Annotated in this window: 14 protein-coding genes; 1 reads left to right on the plus strand and 13 read right to left on the minus strand. The window is 69.0% G+C overall.

Going from position 1 to position 15,401, the window contains the following annotated elements:
• Positions 1–309: 309 nt before the first annotated feature.
• Genes pyrF through pyrR form a run of 7 tightly spaced genes read right to left on the minus strand, consistent with a single transcriptional unit; the run spans position 310 to position 9,289 of the window.
• Entirely contained in the window at positions 310–1,188 is an 879-nt protein-coding gene (gene pyrF, locus ABLI39_RS12105) for an orotidine-5'-phosphate decarboxylase (RefSeq protein ID WP_349413679.1), read from the minus strand.
• A complete protein-coding gene (carB, locus tag ABLI39_RS12110; RefSeq protein WP_349413680.1) occupies positions 1,181–4,507 on the minus strand; it encodes a carbamoyl-phosphate synthase large subunit in 3,327 nt (1,108 codons plus the stop codon). The genes pyrF and carB overlap by 8 nt, the downstream gene beginning before the upstream one ends.
• Positions 4,507–5,733, minus strand: a complete 1,227-nt coding sequence (gene carA, locus ABLI39_RS12115) for a glutamine-hydrolyzing carbamoyl-phosphate synthase small subunit (RefSeq protein WP_497900177.1) — start codon at positions 5,731–5,733, stop codon at positions 4,507–4,509. The genes carB and carA overlap by 1 nt, the downstream gene beginning before the upstream one ends.
• Positions 5,734–5,788: 55 nt before the next feature.
• Positions 5,789–6,307 carry a PH-like domain-containing protein gene (locus tag ABLI39_RS12120; RefSeq protein ID WP_349413682.1) on the minus strand — a complete coding sequence of 173 codons (519 nt, stop codon included), beginning with the start codon at positions 6,305–6,307 and terminating at the stop codon, positions 5,789–5,791.
• On the minus strand, positions 6,307–7,686 hold the full coding sequence (locus tag ABLI39_RS12125; RefSeq protein ID WP_349413683.1) for a dihydroorotase: 1,380 nt from the start codon (positions 7,684–7,686) through the stop codon (positions 6,307–6,309). The genes ABLI39_RS12120 and ABLI39_RS12125 overlap by 1 nt, the downstream gene beginning before the upstream one ends.
• Positions 7,686–8,693, minus strand: a complete 1,008-nt coding sequence (locus tag ABLI39_RS12130) for an aspartate carbamoyltransferase catalytic subunit (protein WP_349413684.1) — start codon at positions 8,691–8,693, stop codon at positions 7,686–7,688. The genes ABLI39_RS12125 and ABLI39_RS12130 overlap by 1 nt, the downstream gene beginning before the upstream one ends.
• Positions 8,690–9,289: a bifunctional pyr operon transcriptional regulator/uracil phosphoribosyltransferase PyrR gene (pyrR, locus tag ABLI39_RS12135; protein ID WP_349413685.1), complete on the minus strand. Its 600-nt coding sequence runs from the start codon at positions 9,287–9,289 to the stop codon at positions 8,690–8,692. Before pyrR ends, ABLI39_RS12130 begins: the two co-directional genes overlap by 4 nt.
• A gap of 168 nt (positions 9,290–9,457) precedes the next feature.
• Here pyrR and ABLI39_RS12140 point away from each other — a divergent pair, with 168 nt between their 5' ends.
• The gene (locus ABLI39_RS12140) at positions 9,458–10,720 is read left to right on the plus strand and encodes a PrsW family intramembrane metalloprotease (RefSeq protein WP_349413686.1); all 1,263 of its coding nucleotides are present in this window, start codon (positions 9,458–9,460) and stop codon (positions 10,718–10,720) included.
• 119 nt (positions 10,721–10,839) lie between these two features.
• Here the strand turns inward: ABLI39_RS12140 and nusB are convergent, their stop codons facing one another.
• The 6 genes from nusB to aroC form a co-directional block, all read right to left on the minus strand.
• Complete coding sequence (nusB, locus tag ABLI39_RS12145; RefSeq protein ID WP_138769232.1) at positions 10,840–11,250, minus strand: transcription antitermination factor NusB; 411 nt, start codon at positions 11,248–11,250, stop codon at positions 10,840–10,842.
• Positions 11,250–11,813 (minus strand): elongation factor P, encoded by a 564-nt coding sequence (efp, locus tag ABLI39_RS12150; protein WP_018773146.1) that lies wholly within the window; start codon positions 11,811–11,813, stop codon positions 11,250–11,252. The genes nusB and efp overlap by 1 nt, the downstream gene beginning before the upstream one ends.
• A 146-nt stretch (positions 11,814–11,959) precedes the next feature.
• Positions 11,960–12,478, minus strand: coding sequence for a tetratricopeptide repeat protein (locus ABLI39_RS12155; protein ID WP_349413687.1), 519 nt, complete (start codon positions 12,476–12,478; stop codon positions 11,960–11,962).
• Positions 12,478–13,569: a 3-dehydroquinate synthase gene (gene aroB, locus ABLI39_RS12160; RefSeq protein ID WP_349413688.1), complete on the minus strand. Its 1,092-nt coding sequence runs from the start codon at positions 13,567–13,569 to the stop codon at positions 12,478–12,480. Before aroB ends, ABLI39_RS12155 begins: the two co-directional genes overlap by 1 nt.
• On the minus strand, positions 13,569–14,195 hold the full coding sequence (locus ABLI39_RS12165; protein WP_502935226.1) for a shikimate kinase: 627 nt from the start codon (positions 14,193–14,195) through the stop codon (positions 13,569–13,571). The genes aroB and ABLI39_RS12165 overlap by 1 nt, the downstream gene beginning before the upstream one ends.
• Complete coding sequence (gene aroC / locus ABLI39_RS12170; protein WP_349413689.1) at positions 14,195–15,394, minus strand: chorismate synthase; 1,200 nt, start codon at positions 15,392–15,394, stop codon at positions 14,195–14,197. Before aroC ends, ABLI39_RS12165 begins: the two co-directional genes overlap by 1 nt.
• Between the last annotated feature and the right edge of the window lie 7 nt (positions 15,395–15,401).

The following is a 15,401-nucleotide window of genomic DNA, read 5'->3' on the forward strand; positions in this document are numbered from 1 at the left end:
ACAAACGGCCGGAAAGCCGCCGCCCATAGCGGCCACGTGAGTCAAATGGGGCTCCGCAACGCGGGGACGACGCCGGCGCTGCTGCGGTCATTCGTCAAGAATGGCCGGAAAGCGCAGCCAAAGCGGCCATCTGCGACTAATCAGCGCATCTAGGGCCGCGGACTTGCTCCGGCCGTGCCTAGCTGGACCGCAGGCGTCGCCCATTTGTCCCAGGTGGCCGCAATGCGTCGTCCATAACGGCCATCTTTGGCCAATCGGCCCGGCTAAACCCCAAGGCCCGCCCACGCGCCGCTGCGGCCAGGGTCCGGGCTACGCGGTGCGGAGTTCGTCGAGGGTGCGCTGCGCGGCGTCCCGCAGGTCCTGGACCCGCGGGCCGGCGGCAAGGATGTCCCGGCTGGAGGTGCCGAGCACCTGGCCGTAGGCACTCCCGAAGGTCCGGCGCAGGTCAGCCGCGGTGGCGCCCTGCGCGCCCAGGCCCGGGGCCAGGATCGGGCCGCGGACCGCGGCAAGGTCCAGGCCCAGATCCGTCAGGGCCGAACCGACGGTCGCACCGACGACGAGGCCGACGGAACCCAGGTCCCCGGCATCCTGGTCAACGCCGTACCGCTGGTTTTCCGCAGCCGCGGCCCGGACAATCCGCCGGGCCACGGAGTCCGTGCCGCCGACGTGCTGCACGGACGCGCCCTCGGGGTTGGAGGTCAGGGCCAGGACGAACACCCCGCGCCCGGCCTCGGCCGCGAGGTCCAGGGCGGGACGCAGGGACTCGAAGCCCAGGTACGGGCTCAGAGTCACCGAGTCCGCGGCCAGGGCGGAGCCGTCGCGCAGCCACGCGTCGGCGTAGGCGGCCATGGTGGAGCCGATGTCGCCGCGTTTGGCGTCGGCGATGCTGAGCACAGCGGCCTCCGCGGACGCCGCCAGGACCCGTTCCAGCACGGCCATGCCGGCCGAGCCGTGCCGCTCATAGAGCGCCACCTGCGGCTTCACCGCGGCGGCCAAGGAGCCGACGGCCTCGAGAACGGTGAGTGAGAAGCGCTCCAGCCCGGCGGCGTCGTCGTTCAGGCCCCAGCGCTGCAGCAGCGCCGGATGCGGGTCGATGCCCACGCAGAGCGGGCCGCGCTCCGCCATGGCCCGGCCCAGCCGGCAGCCGAAGGACTCCCGGCCGGCCGTGTCAGCGGCAGCCTCAGGCACCGGCCTTCGCTTCCTGCGCGACCCGTTCCTGCGAAGCAGCCAGGGCGGCGGCGTGCTCCTGCAGGCTCGTAACGGACCACTCGTAGGTCCGCATCGCCTCGATGGCCTGGACGGCGGCGTTGAACTCGGCCACCGTGGTGATGCACGGGATGCCGATCGAGGTGGCGGCCGCGCGGATTTCGTAGCCGTCGCCGCGGGCCTCGCCGCCGGACGGGGTGTTGAAGACCATATCGATCTCGCCGGCGACGATCAGGTCCGCGATGGTGCCCTCGCCCTCGGCGCTGGAACCCTCGGCGACCTTGCGGACCGTAGTGGCCTGCAGGCCGTTGCGGCGCAGCACGTCGGCGGTGCCGCCGGTGGACACGATCTCGAACCCGAGGTCCGAGAGGCGCTTGACGGCCATGATGACGGCGCGCTTGTCCCGGTTCGCGACCGAAACGAAGACCTTGCCCTCGGTGGGCAGCGCGTTGTTGGCCGCGGCCTGGCTCTTGGCGAAGGCGGTGTCGAAGTGCTTGTCGATGCCCATGACCTCGCCGGTGGAGCGCATTTCCGGGCCCAGCAGGGAGTCGACGACCTTGCCCTCGAGGGTGCGGAAGCGGCTGAACGGCAGCACCGCTTCCTTGACCGCCACCGGGGCGTCCAGCGGCAGCGTGGAGCCGTCCCCGGATTCCGGCAGCATCTTGTAGGCGGTGCGGAGTTGGTTGACGGTGACGCCGGTGCCGATCAGCGCCGCGGCCTTGGCCATCTGCACGCCGGTGGCCTTGGAGACGAACGGCACCGTGCGGGAGGCGCGCGGGTTGGCTTCGAGCACGTAGAGCACGTCGGAGGCCAGCGCGAACTGGATGTTGATCAGGCCGCGGACGCCGACGCCTTCAGCGATGGCCCGGGTGGCGGTCCGGACCCGGTCGATGACGTTGTTGCCCAGGGTGATGGGCGGCAGCACACAGGCGGAGTCACCGGAGTGGATGCCGGCTTCCTCGATGTGCTCCATGATGCCGCCAAGGTACAGGTCCTTGCCGTCGTAGAGGGCGTCGACGTCGATCTCGACGGCGTCTTCGAGGAAGCGGTCGATCAGGACCGGGTGGTCCGGGGTGATTTCGGTGGCGTTGGCGATGTACCGGGAGAGGTTGGCCTCGTCGTAGACGATCTCCATGCCGCGGCCGCCGAGGACGTAGGAGGGACGGACCAGGACCGGGTAGCCGATCTCGTCGGCGATCTTCTTGGCGTCCTCGAAGGAGACGGCGGTGCCGTTCTTCGGCGAGATCAGTCCGGCCTCGTCGAGCACCCGGGAGAAGGCGCCGCGGTGCTCGGCCAGGTCGATCGCCTCCGGGGAGGTGCCGAGGATCGGGACGCCCGCGTCGGCGAGCTGCTGGGCGAGTTTGAGCGGGGTCTGGCCGCCGAGCTGGACGAACACGCCCATCACGCCACCGGTGCGCTCCTCGGCCGCGATGACCTCGAGGACGTCCTCGAGGGTGAGCGGTTCGAAGTAGAGCCGGGTGGACACGTCGTAGTCGGTGGAGACGGTTTCCGGGTTGCAGTTGACCATCACGGTCTCGTAGCCGGCCTTGCGCAGCGCCATCGAGGCGTGCACGCAGGAGTAGTCGAACTCGATGCCCTGGCCGATCCGGTTCGGCCCGGAGCCGAGGATGATGATGGACGGTTTGGCGTGCAGCGCCACCTCGTCCTCCTCGTCGTACGAGGAGTAGTGGTAGGGGGTGTACGCGGCGAACTCGGCGGCGCAGGTGTCCACAGTCTTGTAGACCGGGCGGATGCCCAGGGCCTGCCGGACGCCGCGGACGACGGCCTCGGAGTTGTGCGTCAGGGCGCCGATCTGCGCGTCGGAGAAGCCGTGCCGCTTGGCGCGCTGCAGCATTTCCTGGGTCAGCGCGGTGGAGCGGCGGATCTCGTTGGAGATCTCGTTCAGCAGCTGGAGCTGGTCCAGGTACCAGGGGTCGATCTTGGTGGCCTCGAAGAGCTGCTCCACGGTGGCGCCGCCGAGCAGGGCGCGCTGGACCTGGTGCAGGCGTTCGGTGCTGGGGCGTTTGGCCTTTTCGATCAGTTCCGGGACTTCCCATTCCGGGACCGGGCCGAAGTCCAGCTGCGAGCCCTTCTGCTCCAGGGACCGGAGCGCCTTCTGCAGGGCCTCGGTGAAGTTCCGGCCCATCGCCATGGCCTCGCCCACCGACTTCATGGTGGTGGTCAGGGTGGAGTCGGCGGCCGGGAACTTCTCGAACGCGAAGCGCGGGACCTTGACGACGACGTAGTCCAGGGTCGGTTCGAAGGACGCCGGGGTCTTCTGCGTGATGTCGTTCGGGATCTCGTCCAGGGTGTAGCCGAGCGAGAGCTTGGTGGCGATCTTGGCGATCGCAAAGCCGGTGGCCTTGGAGGCCAGGGCCGAGGAGCGGGAGACGCGGGGGTTCATCTCGATCACCACAACGCGGCCGGTGTCGGGTTCGACGGCGAACTGGATGTTGCAGCCGCCGGTGTCGACGCCGACCTCGCGGATGACGGCGATCGAGATGTCGCGCAGGCGCTGGTATTCGCGGTCGGTCAGGGTCAGGGCGGGGGCGACGGTGATGGAGTCGCCGGTATGCACGCCCACCGGGTCGAAGTTCTCGATCGAGCAGACCACCACGACGTTGTCGTTCTTGTCCCGCATCATCTCGAGTTCGTATTCCTTCCAGCCGAGGATGCTCTCTTCGAGCAGCACCTCGGAGGTCGGGCTGTACTGCAGGCCCTGGCCGACGATCCGGCGCAGGTCCCCCTCGTTGTAGGCCAGGCCGGAGCCGAGGCCGCCCATGGTGAAGGAGGGCCGGACCACCATCGGGTAGCCCAGGTCTTCGGCCGCGGTGAGGGCCTCGTCCATGCTGTGGATGATGTGGCTGCGCGCGGATTCGGCGCCGCAGCGCTCGACGACGCCCTTGAACTTCTCGCGGTCCTCGCCGAGTTCGATCGCGGCGATGTTGGCGCCGATCAGCTCGACGTTGTACTTCTCCAGGACACCGTTCTTGTCCAGCGCGATCGCCGTGTTCAGGGCCGTCTGGCCGCCCAGGGTGGGCAGCAGGGCGTCGGGGCGTTCCTTGGCGATGATCTTCTCGACCACCTCGGGGGTGATCGGTTCGATGTAGGTGGCGTCGGCGAACTCCGGGTCGGTCATGATGGTGGCCGGGTTGGAGTTGACGAGGATGACGCGCAGGCCTTCCTCCTTGAGGACGCGCAGTGCCTGCGTGCCGGAATAGTCGAATTCGGCCGCCTGGCCGATCACGATCGGGCCGGAACCGATGACCAGGACGCTCTTAAGGTCAGTTCTCTTGGGCATTACTTCTTGTCCTCAGTCTTGGAGTCGGTGGAAGTCTTGGTGTCCGTGGCGGTGGCGGCGCCGGCCTGCTTGGTGTCCGCCATCAGCTCGATGAAGCGGTCGAAGAGGTAGGCGGCGTCGTGCGGGCCGGAAGCGGCTTCGGGGTGGTACTGGACCGAGAAGGCGGGAATGTCCAGGCAGGACAGACCCTCGACGACGTCGTCGTTAAGGCTCACGTGGCTGACCTCGACGCGGCCGAAGCGCTCTTCCGGGGCCTTGGTGGCGCCCTCGAGCGGGGCGTCGACGGCGAAGCCGTGGTTCTGCGAAGTGATTTCGACTTTGCCGGTGCGGCGGTCCATCACGGGCTGGTTGATGCCGCGGTGGCCGTAGCGGAGTTTGTAGGTGCCGAAGCCCAGCGCCCGGCCCAGGATCTGGTTGCCGAAGCAGATGCCGAAGTAGGGCAGCTTGGCGTCCAGTACTGAGCGGAGCAGGTTCACCTGGTTGTCGGCGGTGGCGGGGTCGCCGGGGCCGTTGGACATGAACACGCCGTCGGGTTTGACCGCCTGGACGTCCTCGAGCGTGGCGGTGGCCGGCAGGACGTGGACGCGGACGCCGCGTTCGGCGAAGCGGATCGGGGTCATGCGCTTGATGCCAAGGTCGATCGCGGCGATATTGAACCGCGGCTCCCCTTCCCAGCCCCAGTCGGCCGGTTCGACGGTGTATGCCTCGTCGACGCTGACTTCCTCGGCGAGCCGGGAGCCTTCCATCGGCGCACTCGCCAGCACGGTATCCACGAGTTCCTTGTCCGTGGCCGCGGCGGCGTCGCCGGAGAAGATCCCGGCGCGCATGGTCTTGTGTTCGCGCAGGTGCCGGGTGATGGCGCGGGTGTCGACGCCCTGGATACCGACGATGCCCTGCTCGACGAGTTCCTCGTCGAGGGAGCGTTCCGAGCGCCAGTTGGACGGCCGGCGGGCGGCGTCGCGGACGATGTAGCCGGCCACCCAGATGCGGCGGGATTCGGCGTCGTCGCGGTTCACACCGGTGTTGCCGATGTGCGGGGCGGTCTGCACCACAAGCTGGCGGGCGTAGGAGGGATCGGTGATGGTTTCCTGGTAGCCGGTCATGCCGGTCGCGAAGACTGCTTCGCCGAGCGCGGTGCCGGTGGCGCCGTAGCTGCGGCCGCGGAAGATCCGGCCGTCCTCAAGGACGAGCACGGCGGGGACGGCGGCTGCTGCGTTTTCTGTCATGTTTTCTTCTTCTATCACTGCTGTTTCTGACACTTCGTGGGTTTCCGTCACGTCGTTACTTTCCACTATCGGCATCTGCCTGAGGGGCTGCGGAGATCAAATCTTGGAGGGTGGCCAGGAGCAGGGCCTTGTCCTCGGCCCGGCGGGTGCGGAACCCGGTGTCGAGTTCCCGGGAGCCGAGCATCCAGCTGAGCACCAGCAGACCGTCCTTTTCGACGAACTTTCCGGCCATGCCGCTCTCCTGCCGGACGCCGCTGAGCCGCGCGGCCGGGATAAAGACGGGCCCGGCGCCGGAGCGTTCGAAGAGCACCCCTTCGGGGTGCACGCTGAGCACGGCGTTGGTGCGGATGCCCAGCTGGTGGACGGCGATCCTGTCGAGCCAGTCCCCGGCGGTGGTGGAGGCGACGTACTGGCCGTCGGCGCCCGCCAGCGGGCTGCCCAGCACGGCGGGAACCGCGGGGAGGGGTTCGACGTCGGCCTGGCGCCGCAGCCGGTTCCGCCAGCCGAGCCAGATCAGCGCCAGCGCGGCGGCGATCAGGACCAGGGTGAACAGCAGGGAGAGTTCCTTGACCATCAGGGGCGGCCCGCCGCCGCGGTGTCGGCGGTCTCTGTGCCGTCGGGGAGCCACCGGTACGGGCTGTTGAGTTCGCCGTTCAGCACGGTCGGATGTCCCTTGAAGAAGGTGGCCACCACCTTGCCCGGGAGTTCCCGGCCGGCAAACGGAGAGTTACGGCCCATGGTTGCCATCTTAGAAGGGTCCACGGTCCAGCGCGCAGCCGGGTCCACGAGTGTGACGTTGGCGGGTTCGCCGGGCTCCAGCGGCCGGCCCTGGTCTGCGAGCCGGCCAATCGTGGCGGGAGCGGTGGAGGTCACGCGGGCGAAGTCGGCCCAGGTCATCAGGCCGGTCTCGATCATGGTGTGCTGCACCACCGACAGGGCGGTCTCCAGCCCGGTCATGCCCATCGCGGCCTGCGCCCATTCGCATTCCTTGTGTTCGCTCGGGTGCGGGGCGTGGTCGGTGCCAACGACGTCGATGGTGCCGTCCGCCAGTGCCGCGCGCAGGGCCTGGACATCCTGGTCGGTGCGCAGCGGCGGGTTGACCTTGTAGACCGGGTCGTAGCTGCGGACCAGTTCATCGGTCAGCCAGAGGTGGTGCGGGGTGACCTCGGCCGTGACATTGATGCCGCGGGATTTAGCCCAGCGCACAATTTCCACGGAACCCGCGGTGGACACGTGGCAGACGTGCAGCCGGGATCCGACGTGCTGGGCGAGCAGCACGTCGCGGGCGATGATGCTTTCCTCGGCGACGGCGGGCCAGCCGGTGAGGCCGAGCACCGCGGAGACCACCCCCTCGTTCATTTGCGCACCGGCGGTGAGCCGCGGTTCCTGCGCGTGCTGGGCGACGACGCCGTCGAACGCCTTGACGTATTCCAGGGCCCGGCGCATCAGGACCGGGTCGCTGACACAGATCCCGTCGTCGGAGAAGACCCGCACCTTAGCGCGGGAGTCGGCCATGGCGCCGAGTTCGGCGAGCTGCTCGCCGGCCAGGCCCACGGTGACGGCGCCGACCGGGTGGACGTCCACCCAGCCGGCGGCGCGGCCCAGGGTGAGGACCTGTTCGACGACGCCGGCGGTGTCCGCCACCGGGGTGCTGTTGGCCATCGCGTGCACCGCGGTGTAGCCGCCCAGCGCCGCGGCGCGGGTGCCGGTCTCGACCGTTTCGGCGTCTTCGCGGCCGGGTTCGCGCAGGTGCGTGTGGATGTCCACCATGCCCGGCAGGGCCACGAGGCCGGCGGCGTCAATGACGGTGGCGCCGTCGGCGGCGAGGTCCCGGCCGCGGGCGGCGATGACGCCGTCGCGGATCAGCAGGTCCTCGGCGGCCCCGCCGAGGATCGAGGCTCCCCGGATGAGGTAGGCGCCGGTGCTGCCTGCGTCCTGTTGCTGTGATGCCATCAGTGGCTCTCCTTGGAGTAGGCGGCGGTGGGGGTTGCTGGTTCGCGGGTGTCCCCGGAGAGCAGCAGGTAGAGGGCGGCCATCCGGACGGACACGCCGTTGCGCACCTGTGCCAGCACGGTGGAGCGGGGCGAGTCGGCGGCGGCCGAGGAAATTTCCAGCCCGCGGTTCATCGGGCCGGGGTGCATGATGATGGTGTCCTTCAGGCCCAGGCTGTCGAGCGCGCGGAGCCGGTTGTCGTCAAAGCCCCAACGCCGCGAGTATTCGCGGGTGGTCGGGAAGAACGAGGCGTTCATCCGCTCGCCCTGTACGCGGAGCATCATCATCGCGTCCACGCCCCCGGCGAGGGTCTCGTCAAGGTCGTAGCTGACGGTACACGGCCACTGCTCGACGCCGACCGGCAGCAGGGTGGGCGGGGCAACGAGCGTAACTTCGGCGCCGAGGGTGCGCAGCAGCCAGACGTTGGAACGGGCGACCCGGGAGTGCAGGACGTCCCCGGCGATCGCGACGCGCATGCCTGCCAGGTCGGCCCCGGCCGACGGGGTGCCCGCCAGTTTGGACCAGTGCCGGCGCATGGTGAACGCATCCAGCAGGGCTTGGGTGGGGTGTTCGTGGGTGCCGTCGCCGGCGTTGATCACGGCGGCGTCGATCCAGTCCGTCGCGGCCAGCCGGTGCGGGGCTCCGGAGGCCCAGTGCCGGATCACGACGGCGTCGGCCCCCATCGCGGCGAGCGTCTGGGCCGTGTCCTTGAGAGATTCGCCCTTCGAAACGGAGGAACCCTTGGCGGCGAAGTTGATGACGTCCGCCGAGAGCCGCTTGGCGGCCGCCTCGAAGGAGATGCGGGTGCGGGTGGAGTCCTCGAAAAACAGGTTCACCACGGTGCGGCCGCGCAGCGCCGGGAGCTTCTTGACCTCGCGCTCGCCCACCGCGGCCATCTCTTCGGCGGTGTCGAGGATGCGGATGGCGCTGGCGCGGCTGAGGCCTTCGGTGGAGAGCAGGTGCCTCATGCGGTCGCCTCGATGACAACTTCATTCACGGCGCCGCCGTCGGTGGAATCGGTTTCCTCGAGCCGGACGCGGACCTTTTCCGCGGAGGAGGTGGGGAGGTTTTTGCCGACGTGGTCGGCGCGGATCGGCAGCTCCCGGTGGCCGCGGTCGATCAGGACGGCGAGGCGGACGATCCGGGGCCGGCCGAGGTCGATGATGGCGTCCAGCGCGGCGCGGATGGTGCGCCCGGAGTACAGGACGTCATCGATCAGGACCACGACTTTGTTGTCGATCCCGGTGCGGGGCAGCTGGGTAGGGTACGGCGGCCTGGTCGGCTGGTGCGAGAGGTCGTCGCGGAACATGGTCACATCCAGCTGGCCGACGATCGCGGCAGGGTCCACGGTGGGGTCGGCGGCGGCGATTTTTGCGGCGAGCCGGACGGCGAGCGGGTAACCCCGCCGCGGGATGCCCAGCAGGACCAGGTCCTGGGAGCCCTTGTTGGACTCGAGAATCTCATGGGCGATACGAGTGAGTGCACGGTCAATGTCAGCCTGGTTGAGGACAACCCTGCTGAGCTGGACCTTGGCCGGAACCGGTGCTTCTGGAACAGAAGTCAACGCTCGTCTCCCCTTTCCCCGCCTCACGGGACGGAATTAAAAAAGGATCATTTGCTCTTTCAAATTACCACACAGGCAGCCGCCTCCCGGCGCCGGGAAGGGCGGTGTGCGTCACATCCGCGGCCCCGCGTCTTGGGCCGCGCGGCGCCCGCGCCCTAGGCTCGTGCCATGACAAGCTTCGATCCCCCGCCCGGCCGGCAGGCCCCGCCCGGCCAGAGCCCGCAGCAGGCCAACCCCAGCTGGCTGGGCCAGGTCCAGCCGGAGTACTACCGGCCGGCGCCGGGCCTCGGCCAGACGCCGTCCGCCACCACGTTCGGGCAGCCGGGACTACCGCCGGCATCCACCGCGCCGCGGGCCCGCGCCTCGGCCGGCGGGGCGGCGCTGGTGCTGGGCGGCGGGGTCCTCGCCTTCGTGAGCCTGTTCCTGGTGCTGCCCTATCTGCTGGAAAACACCGGGCCCGGCGGTTTTGTGGTGGGGTTCATCGCCTCGCTGTTGCCGCTCGGCTCGGTCCTGCTGGCGGTCCGCTACATCGACCGCTGGGAGCCCGAGCCGAAGCGGCTGCTGTTCTTCGCGTTCGGCTGGGGCGCGCTGGTCTCGGTGTCCGTCACGATGCTGCTCCAGCCCTTCTTTTCGCTCGCCGCGGGTCCGGCGTCCGGACTGGACTACACGACCTTCGCCGTCACCATCCAGGCGCCGGTTGTGGAGGAGTTCGCAAAGTCGCTCGGATTGTTGTTGCTGCTGGTTTTCGCCCGGAAGCAGTTCGACGGGCCGGTGGACGGCGTCGTTTTCGCGTTCACCATTGCGGGCGGGTTCGCCTTCACCGAGAACATCCTGTACTTCGGCCGGGCCATCGCCGAGTCCAGCACCCCGGGCGTGGACCTGGCCGTGGTGTTTTTCCTGCGCGGGGTGATGTCCCCGTTCGCCCACGCCATCTTTACCGGCACCACCGGACTCATCCTGGGCTTGGCCGCGCGCCGCGGGCACTCGGGCCTCACCCTGCTCGCGTTCCCGGCGGGGCTGGTCCCGGCCATGGTCGTGCACAGCGGCTGGAACTCCATGGGCCAGGATTTCCTGGCGCAGTACATCCTGGTCCAGGTGCCGATCTTCCTGCTTGCCGTGCTGGTGGTGGTGCTGCTCCGCGTGGCCGAGCGCCGGCTGACCCGGCAACGGCTGCAGGAGTACGCGGCGGCGGGGTGGTTCACCGGCCAGGAGGTGGCGATGCTGGCCACCCCGGCAGGGCGCAGCGCGGCGAAGCGCTGGGCCCGGTCAATCGGCCGGGCATCGGACATGAAGGCGTTCCTGCACGCCGCCACCCGGCTGGCCTTCACCCGCCAGCGGATCCTCAGCGGCCGGGACGTTGCGGCGAACCAGCTCGACGAGCGCCACCAGCTGGATGAGGTCCGGGCCCTGCGCGCGGCCCTGCTGCGCTGACCGCCTCGGGACCGAACCCCTTCGGACACGCTGCCCCGGGGCCGGGCAGAAACGCCAAGGGCCGGCGCCCGCCTCGCGGCGGGCTCCGGCCCTTGATGCTGTTTCGGTGCGCGGTGCGGCTAGGCCAGCAGCGACGGCTTGAGCTGCTGGAGGCGGCCCAGCAGGCCGTTGATGAACTGCGGCGACTCGTCGGTCGAGAGTGTCTTGGCCAACGCCACCGCCTCGCTGACGGCAACGCCGTCGGGTACGTCGTCGTTGTAGAGCAGCTCCCAGGTGCCGATCCGCAGGATGATGCGGTCCACCGAGGGCATCCGCTCCAGCGACCAGCCCTGCGAGTAGGTTTCGAGGAACTCGTCGATAGCCGTCTGGTGGGACACAACGCCCTCGACGATTTCCAGCGTGTACGGGTTGATGATCTGGTCCGTCTGTTCACGACGGGAACGCAGCACATCGAAGGCCGAGGTGGAGCGCTGCTCCGCCTCGAAGAGAACATCCAGGGCCCGGTTACGGGCCTTACCGCGGGCGCTCACTAGTCGTTGACCCGGCCAAGGTAGCTGCCGTCGCGGGTGTCGACCTTGACCTTGGTGTTGTTCTCAACGAACAGCGGCACCTGGATCTCGTAGCCGGTCTCGAGCGTGGCGGGCTTGGTACCGGCCGAGGAGCGGTCGCCCTGCAGGCCCGGCTCGGTGTAGGTGATTTCCAGCACGACGCTCGGCGGCAGTTCGATGTACAGCGGGTTGCCCTCGTGGATGGCGATGTTCACCATCTGGTTTTCGAGCATAAAGTTGGTGGCGTCGCCGACGGTGGCGGCGGACACGGTGAGCTGGTCGAAGTCCGAGGTGTCCATGAACACGAAGTCGGCGCCGTCCTGGTACAGGTACTGGTAGTCGCGGCGGTCCACCGTGGCGGTCTCGATCTTGAGGCCGGCGTTGAAGGTCTTGTCGACGACCTTGCCGGACATCACGTTGCGCATCTTGGTCCGCACGAAGGCGCCACCCTTGCCGGGCTTGACGTGCTGGAACTCGATGATGTTCCAGAGCTGGCCCTCAAGCTTCAGCACGGTTCCGTTCTTGATGTCGTTAGTCGTTGCCACAGTATCCTCAGGTTTCCTCGTGGACTGGTTCTAGCTGCCAGCCGCTTATGCCAGGCAGGCGAGCCGAAAAGGGCCTGCCAGCGCGTATTTATCAAAAATCCAAGAACCATTCTACCGGTTTTGCGCCGGGGCTGCCGGACGGGCCGTCAGCAGGCAAGGTCCAGCACGTCCCGGGCGCGTTGCAGCGCCACCGTCGAGGAGTAGATCAGCGACGCGTCCGCGGCGCCGGCCACCCGCAGGTCCAGCGCCCGGGCGAAGGACTCGACGGCGGCGGCGATGTTGCCGGCGGCGAAGTGGGACCGGCCCAGGTGCTGCCGGACGGCCGCCTCTTCCGGGGTGCCTTGCGCCTCGGCGAGGAGCTGGCGGTAGAGTTCGACGGCGCGGTCGAAGCGGTGCGATACCCGCAGGACCTCCGCCTCGAACATCCGCAGCCGGAAGGAGTCCGGGTCCTTGTACCGGGCTTCGGCCAGCAGCTCGGCGGCTTCGCCCGGGTGACCCTCCACAAGGCGCACGAAAATCCGGTCGGTGGGGTCAGTGGAGGCGGCCAGCGCCGCGGCGCAGGCTTCCCCGTTGACGAGCTGCGGCATAAGGGTTTCCGGGTTGATCCGGATGCCGGGGAACCCGCCGTCCGGCCACTCGCTGGTCCCGGCGCTGTCGCTGATCATCAGGACGCGATTTCCTGGTACGCGGCAAAGAGCAGTGAAGTGTCCGGAACGTCCAGGATGCCGGGGCGTCCCACGCCGTCGAGCACCACAAAACGCAGCAGGTCGCCGCGGGACTTCTTATCCCGCCGCATGCCGTCCAGCAGTGCCTGCCAGCGGTCGCGGCGGTAGCTGATGGGAAGCCCGAGGCTTTCCAGGATGTCACGGTGCCGGTCGGCGTCGGCATCGCTGAGCCGGCCGACGCTGCGGGCCAGTTCGGCGGCGAACATCATGCCCACCGAGACGGCGGCGCCGTGGCGCCAGGAGTAGCGTTCGGCGAGTTCGATTGCGTGGCCAAGGGTGTGGCCGTAGTTGAGGATCTCCCGCTGTCCGGTTTCCTTCAGGTCCTCGGAGACCACGCGGGCCTTGACCGTAATGGCGCGCTCGATCAGTTCGCGCAGGATGTCCGAGCGGGGATCCGTGACCGCGGCCGGGTCCTTCTCGATCAGCTCGAGGATGGCGGGGTCCGCGATAAAGCCGCACTTGATGACCTCTGCCATGCCGGAGATGATTTCGTTCTTCGGCAGCGTGTCCAGGGTGTCCAGGTCTGCGAGGACACCGGCCGGCGGATGGAAGACGCCCACGAGGTTTTTGCCCTCGGCGGTGTTGATCCCGGTCTTGCCGCCGACGGCCGCGTCCACCATGCCGAGCAGGCTGGTCGGCATGTGAATGACCTTGACGCCGCGCAGCCAGGTCGCGGCGACGAACCCGGCGAGGTCGGTGACCGCTCCCCCGCCGACGGCGACGATCGCGTCCGAGCGGGTGAAGTCGTTCTGGCCGAGCACCTGCCAGCAGAACGACGCCACCTCGATGTGTTTGCCCTCCTCGGCGTCCGGGATTTCCGCCGTCAGTGCGGTAAAGCCCGCGGTGGACAGCTCTTCCCGGACGGCGTCGCCGGTGAGCCGCAGCGCGCGCGGGTGAATGACCAGGACGCGCTTGACGCGCTCCCCCAGCAGGCCGGGCAGGGCGGCCAGCAGCCCGCGGCCGACCACGACGTCGTAGTTCTCCCCCGGGGCCTGGCCGGTGACTTTGATGACGGTTGATTCGTTGCTCACTATTCAACTTCCTTTGTCGCTGCTGGGGCGGGGGCCGCCGCGGTAGGTGTGGCTGCCCGTTGCTCCAGCGCATCTTCAAGCCGGTGTGCGAGGTCCGTCACGGAACCGCTCCGGACATCGAGAACCAGGTCGGCAAGCCGTTCGTAGACCGGCTGCCGGGTGGCGAACAGCGTCCGCCAGCGTTCCATCGCGTCGCCGGCCAGGAGCGGGCGCCCCGAGTTCCGGGCGATCCGTTCGGAGACGGTGTCGGCGTCGCATTCGAGGTAGACCACGGTGCAGCCTGCGAGCAGCTGCTGGGTTCCCGAATCCAGCACCGCGCCGCCGCCGAGGGAGATGACGGTCGGGGTGACTGCGGTGTTCGTGCCTGCGGCACTGCTGCCGGCGGCGTCCTCGATCGCGTGCGCCACGGCCCGCGCCTCGAGTTCGCGGAAGGCGCATTCCCCCCGGCTGGCGAAAATATCCGCGATGGTGCCGTGCTGGGCGACGACCTCGGCGTCGGTGTCCACGAAGCGGGCGCCGAGGTGCTGGGCCAGCTGCTGCCCGATCGCGGACTTGCCGACCGCCATCGGGCCGATCAGGACGACCGGGCGGTGCTGTGGCGTGCGCAGGTTTTCTGGCGCTGGCACTAGTGCCCGATCGAGTCCAGGGACGCCGGAATGTTGTCCAGGTAACCCTTGATGTTGCGGGCGGTCTCCTGCACGGAGTCCCCGCCGAACTTTTCCGTGACCGCCTCGGCGAGGACCAGGGCCACCATGGCTTCGGCCACGACGCCCGCGGCCGGAACCGCACAGACGTCAGAACGCTGGTGGTGGGCCTTCGCTGCCTCTCCGGTGCTGACGTCCACGGTCCGGAGCGCGCGCGGCACGGTCGCGATGGGCTTCATGGCCGCCCGGACGCGCAGTACGTCGCCGATGCTCATGCCGCCCTCGATGCCGCCCGCGCGGTTGGAGGTGCGGATGATGCGGCCGTCCGCGTCTTTGACGATCTCGTCGTGGGCGGCGGATCCGCGGCGCGCGGCGGTGAGGAACCCGTCGCCGACCTCCACACCCTTAATCGCCTGGATGCCCATCAGGGCAGCGGCCAGGCGTGAGTCGAGGCGGCGGTCCCAGTGGACATAGCTGCCCAGTCCCGGCGGCAGTCCGTAGGCGAGAACCTCGACAACGCCGCCGAGCGTTTCGCCTTCCATGTGCGCCGCGTCCACTTCGGCGACCATGGCGTCCGAGGTTTCACGGTCGAAGCAGCGCAGCGGGTCGGCGTCGAGGGCCAGCACGTTCTCCGGCGCCGGCAACGGTCGGCCCTCCGGGACGGAGACGCTGGCGATGGAGACCGTGTGCGAGACGAGTTTGATGCCGAGCTGTTCGAGGAAGGCGGCGGCGACGGCGCCCAGGGCTACGCGGGTGGCGGTTTCCCGGGCGCTGGCGCGCTCCAGGACGGGCCGGGCCTCGTCGAAGCCGTACTTCTGCATGCCGGTGAAGTCGGCGTGGCCGGGACGGGGGCGGGTGAGGGGTGCGTTGCGGGCCTGGTCGGCCAGGACCTCGGGGTCCACCGGGTCGGCAGACATGATCTGCTCCCACTTGGGCCATTCGGTGTTGCCGACCTGGATGGCGACGGGGCCGCCCTGGGTCAGTCCGTGGCGGACACCGCCGAGTACGGTCACGACGTCCTGTTCGAACTTCATCCGGGCGCCGCGGCCATAACCGAGCCGCCGGCGGGCCAGCGCCTCAACGATTCGGTCACTGCTGAGCTCAACACCGGCGGGGACGCCTTCGATAATTCCGACCAGGGCCGGACCATGGGATTCTCCGGCAGTCAACCAACGCAACATACGATCC

This window comes from Pseudarthrobacter sp. B907 (assembly GCF_040137805.1).
In the GTDB taxonomy this organism is placed as follows: domain Bacteria; phylum Actinomycetota; class Actinomycetes; order Actinomycetales; family Micrococcaceae; genus Arthrobacter.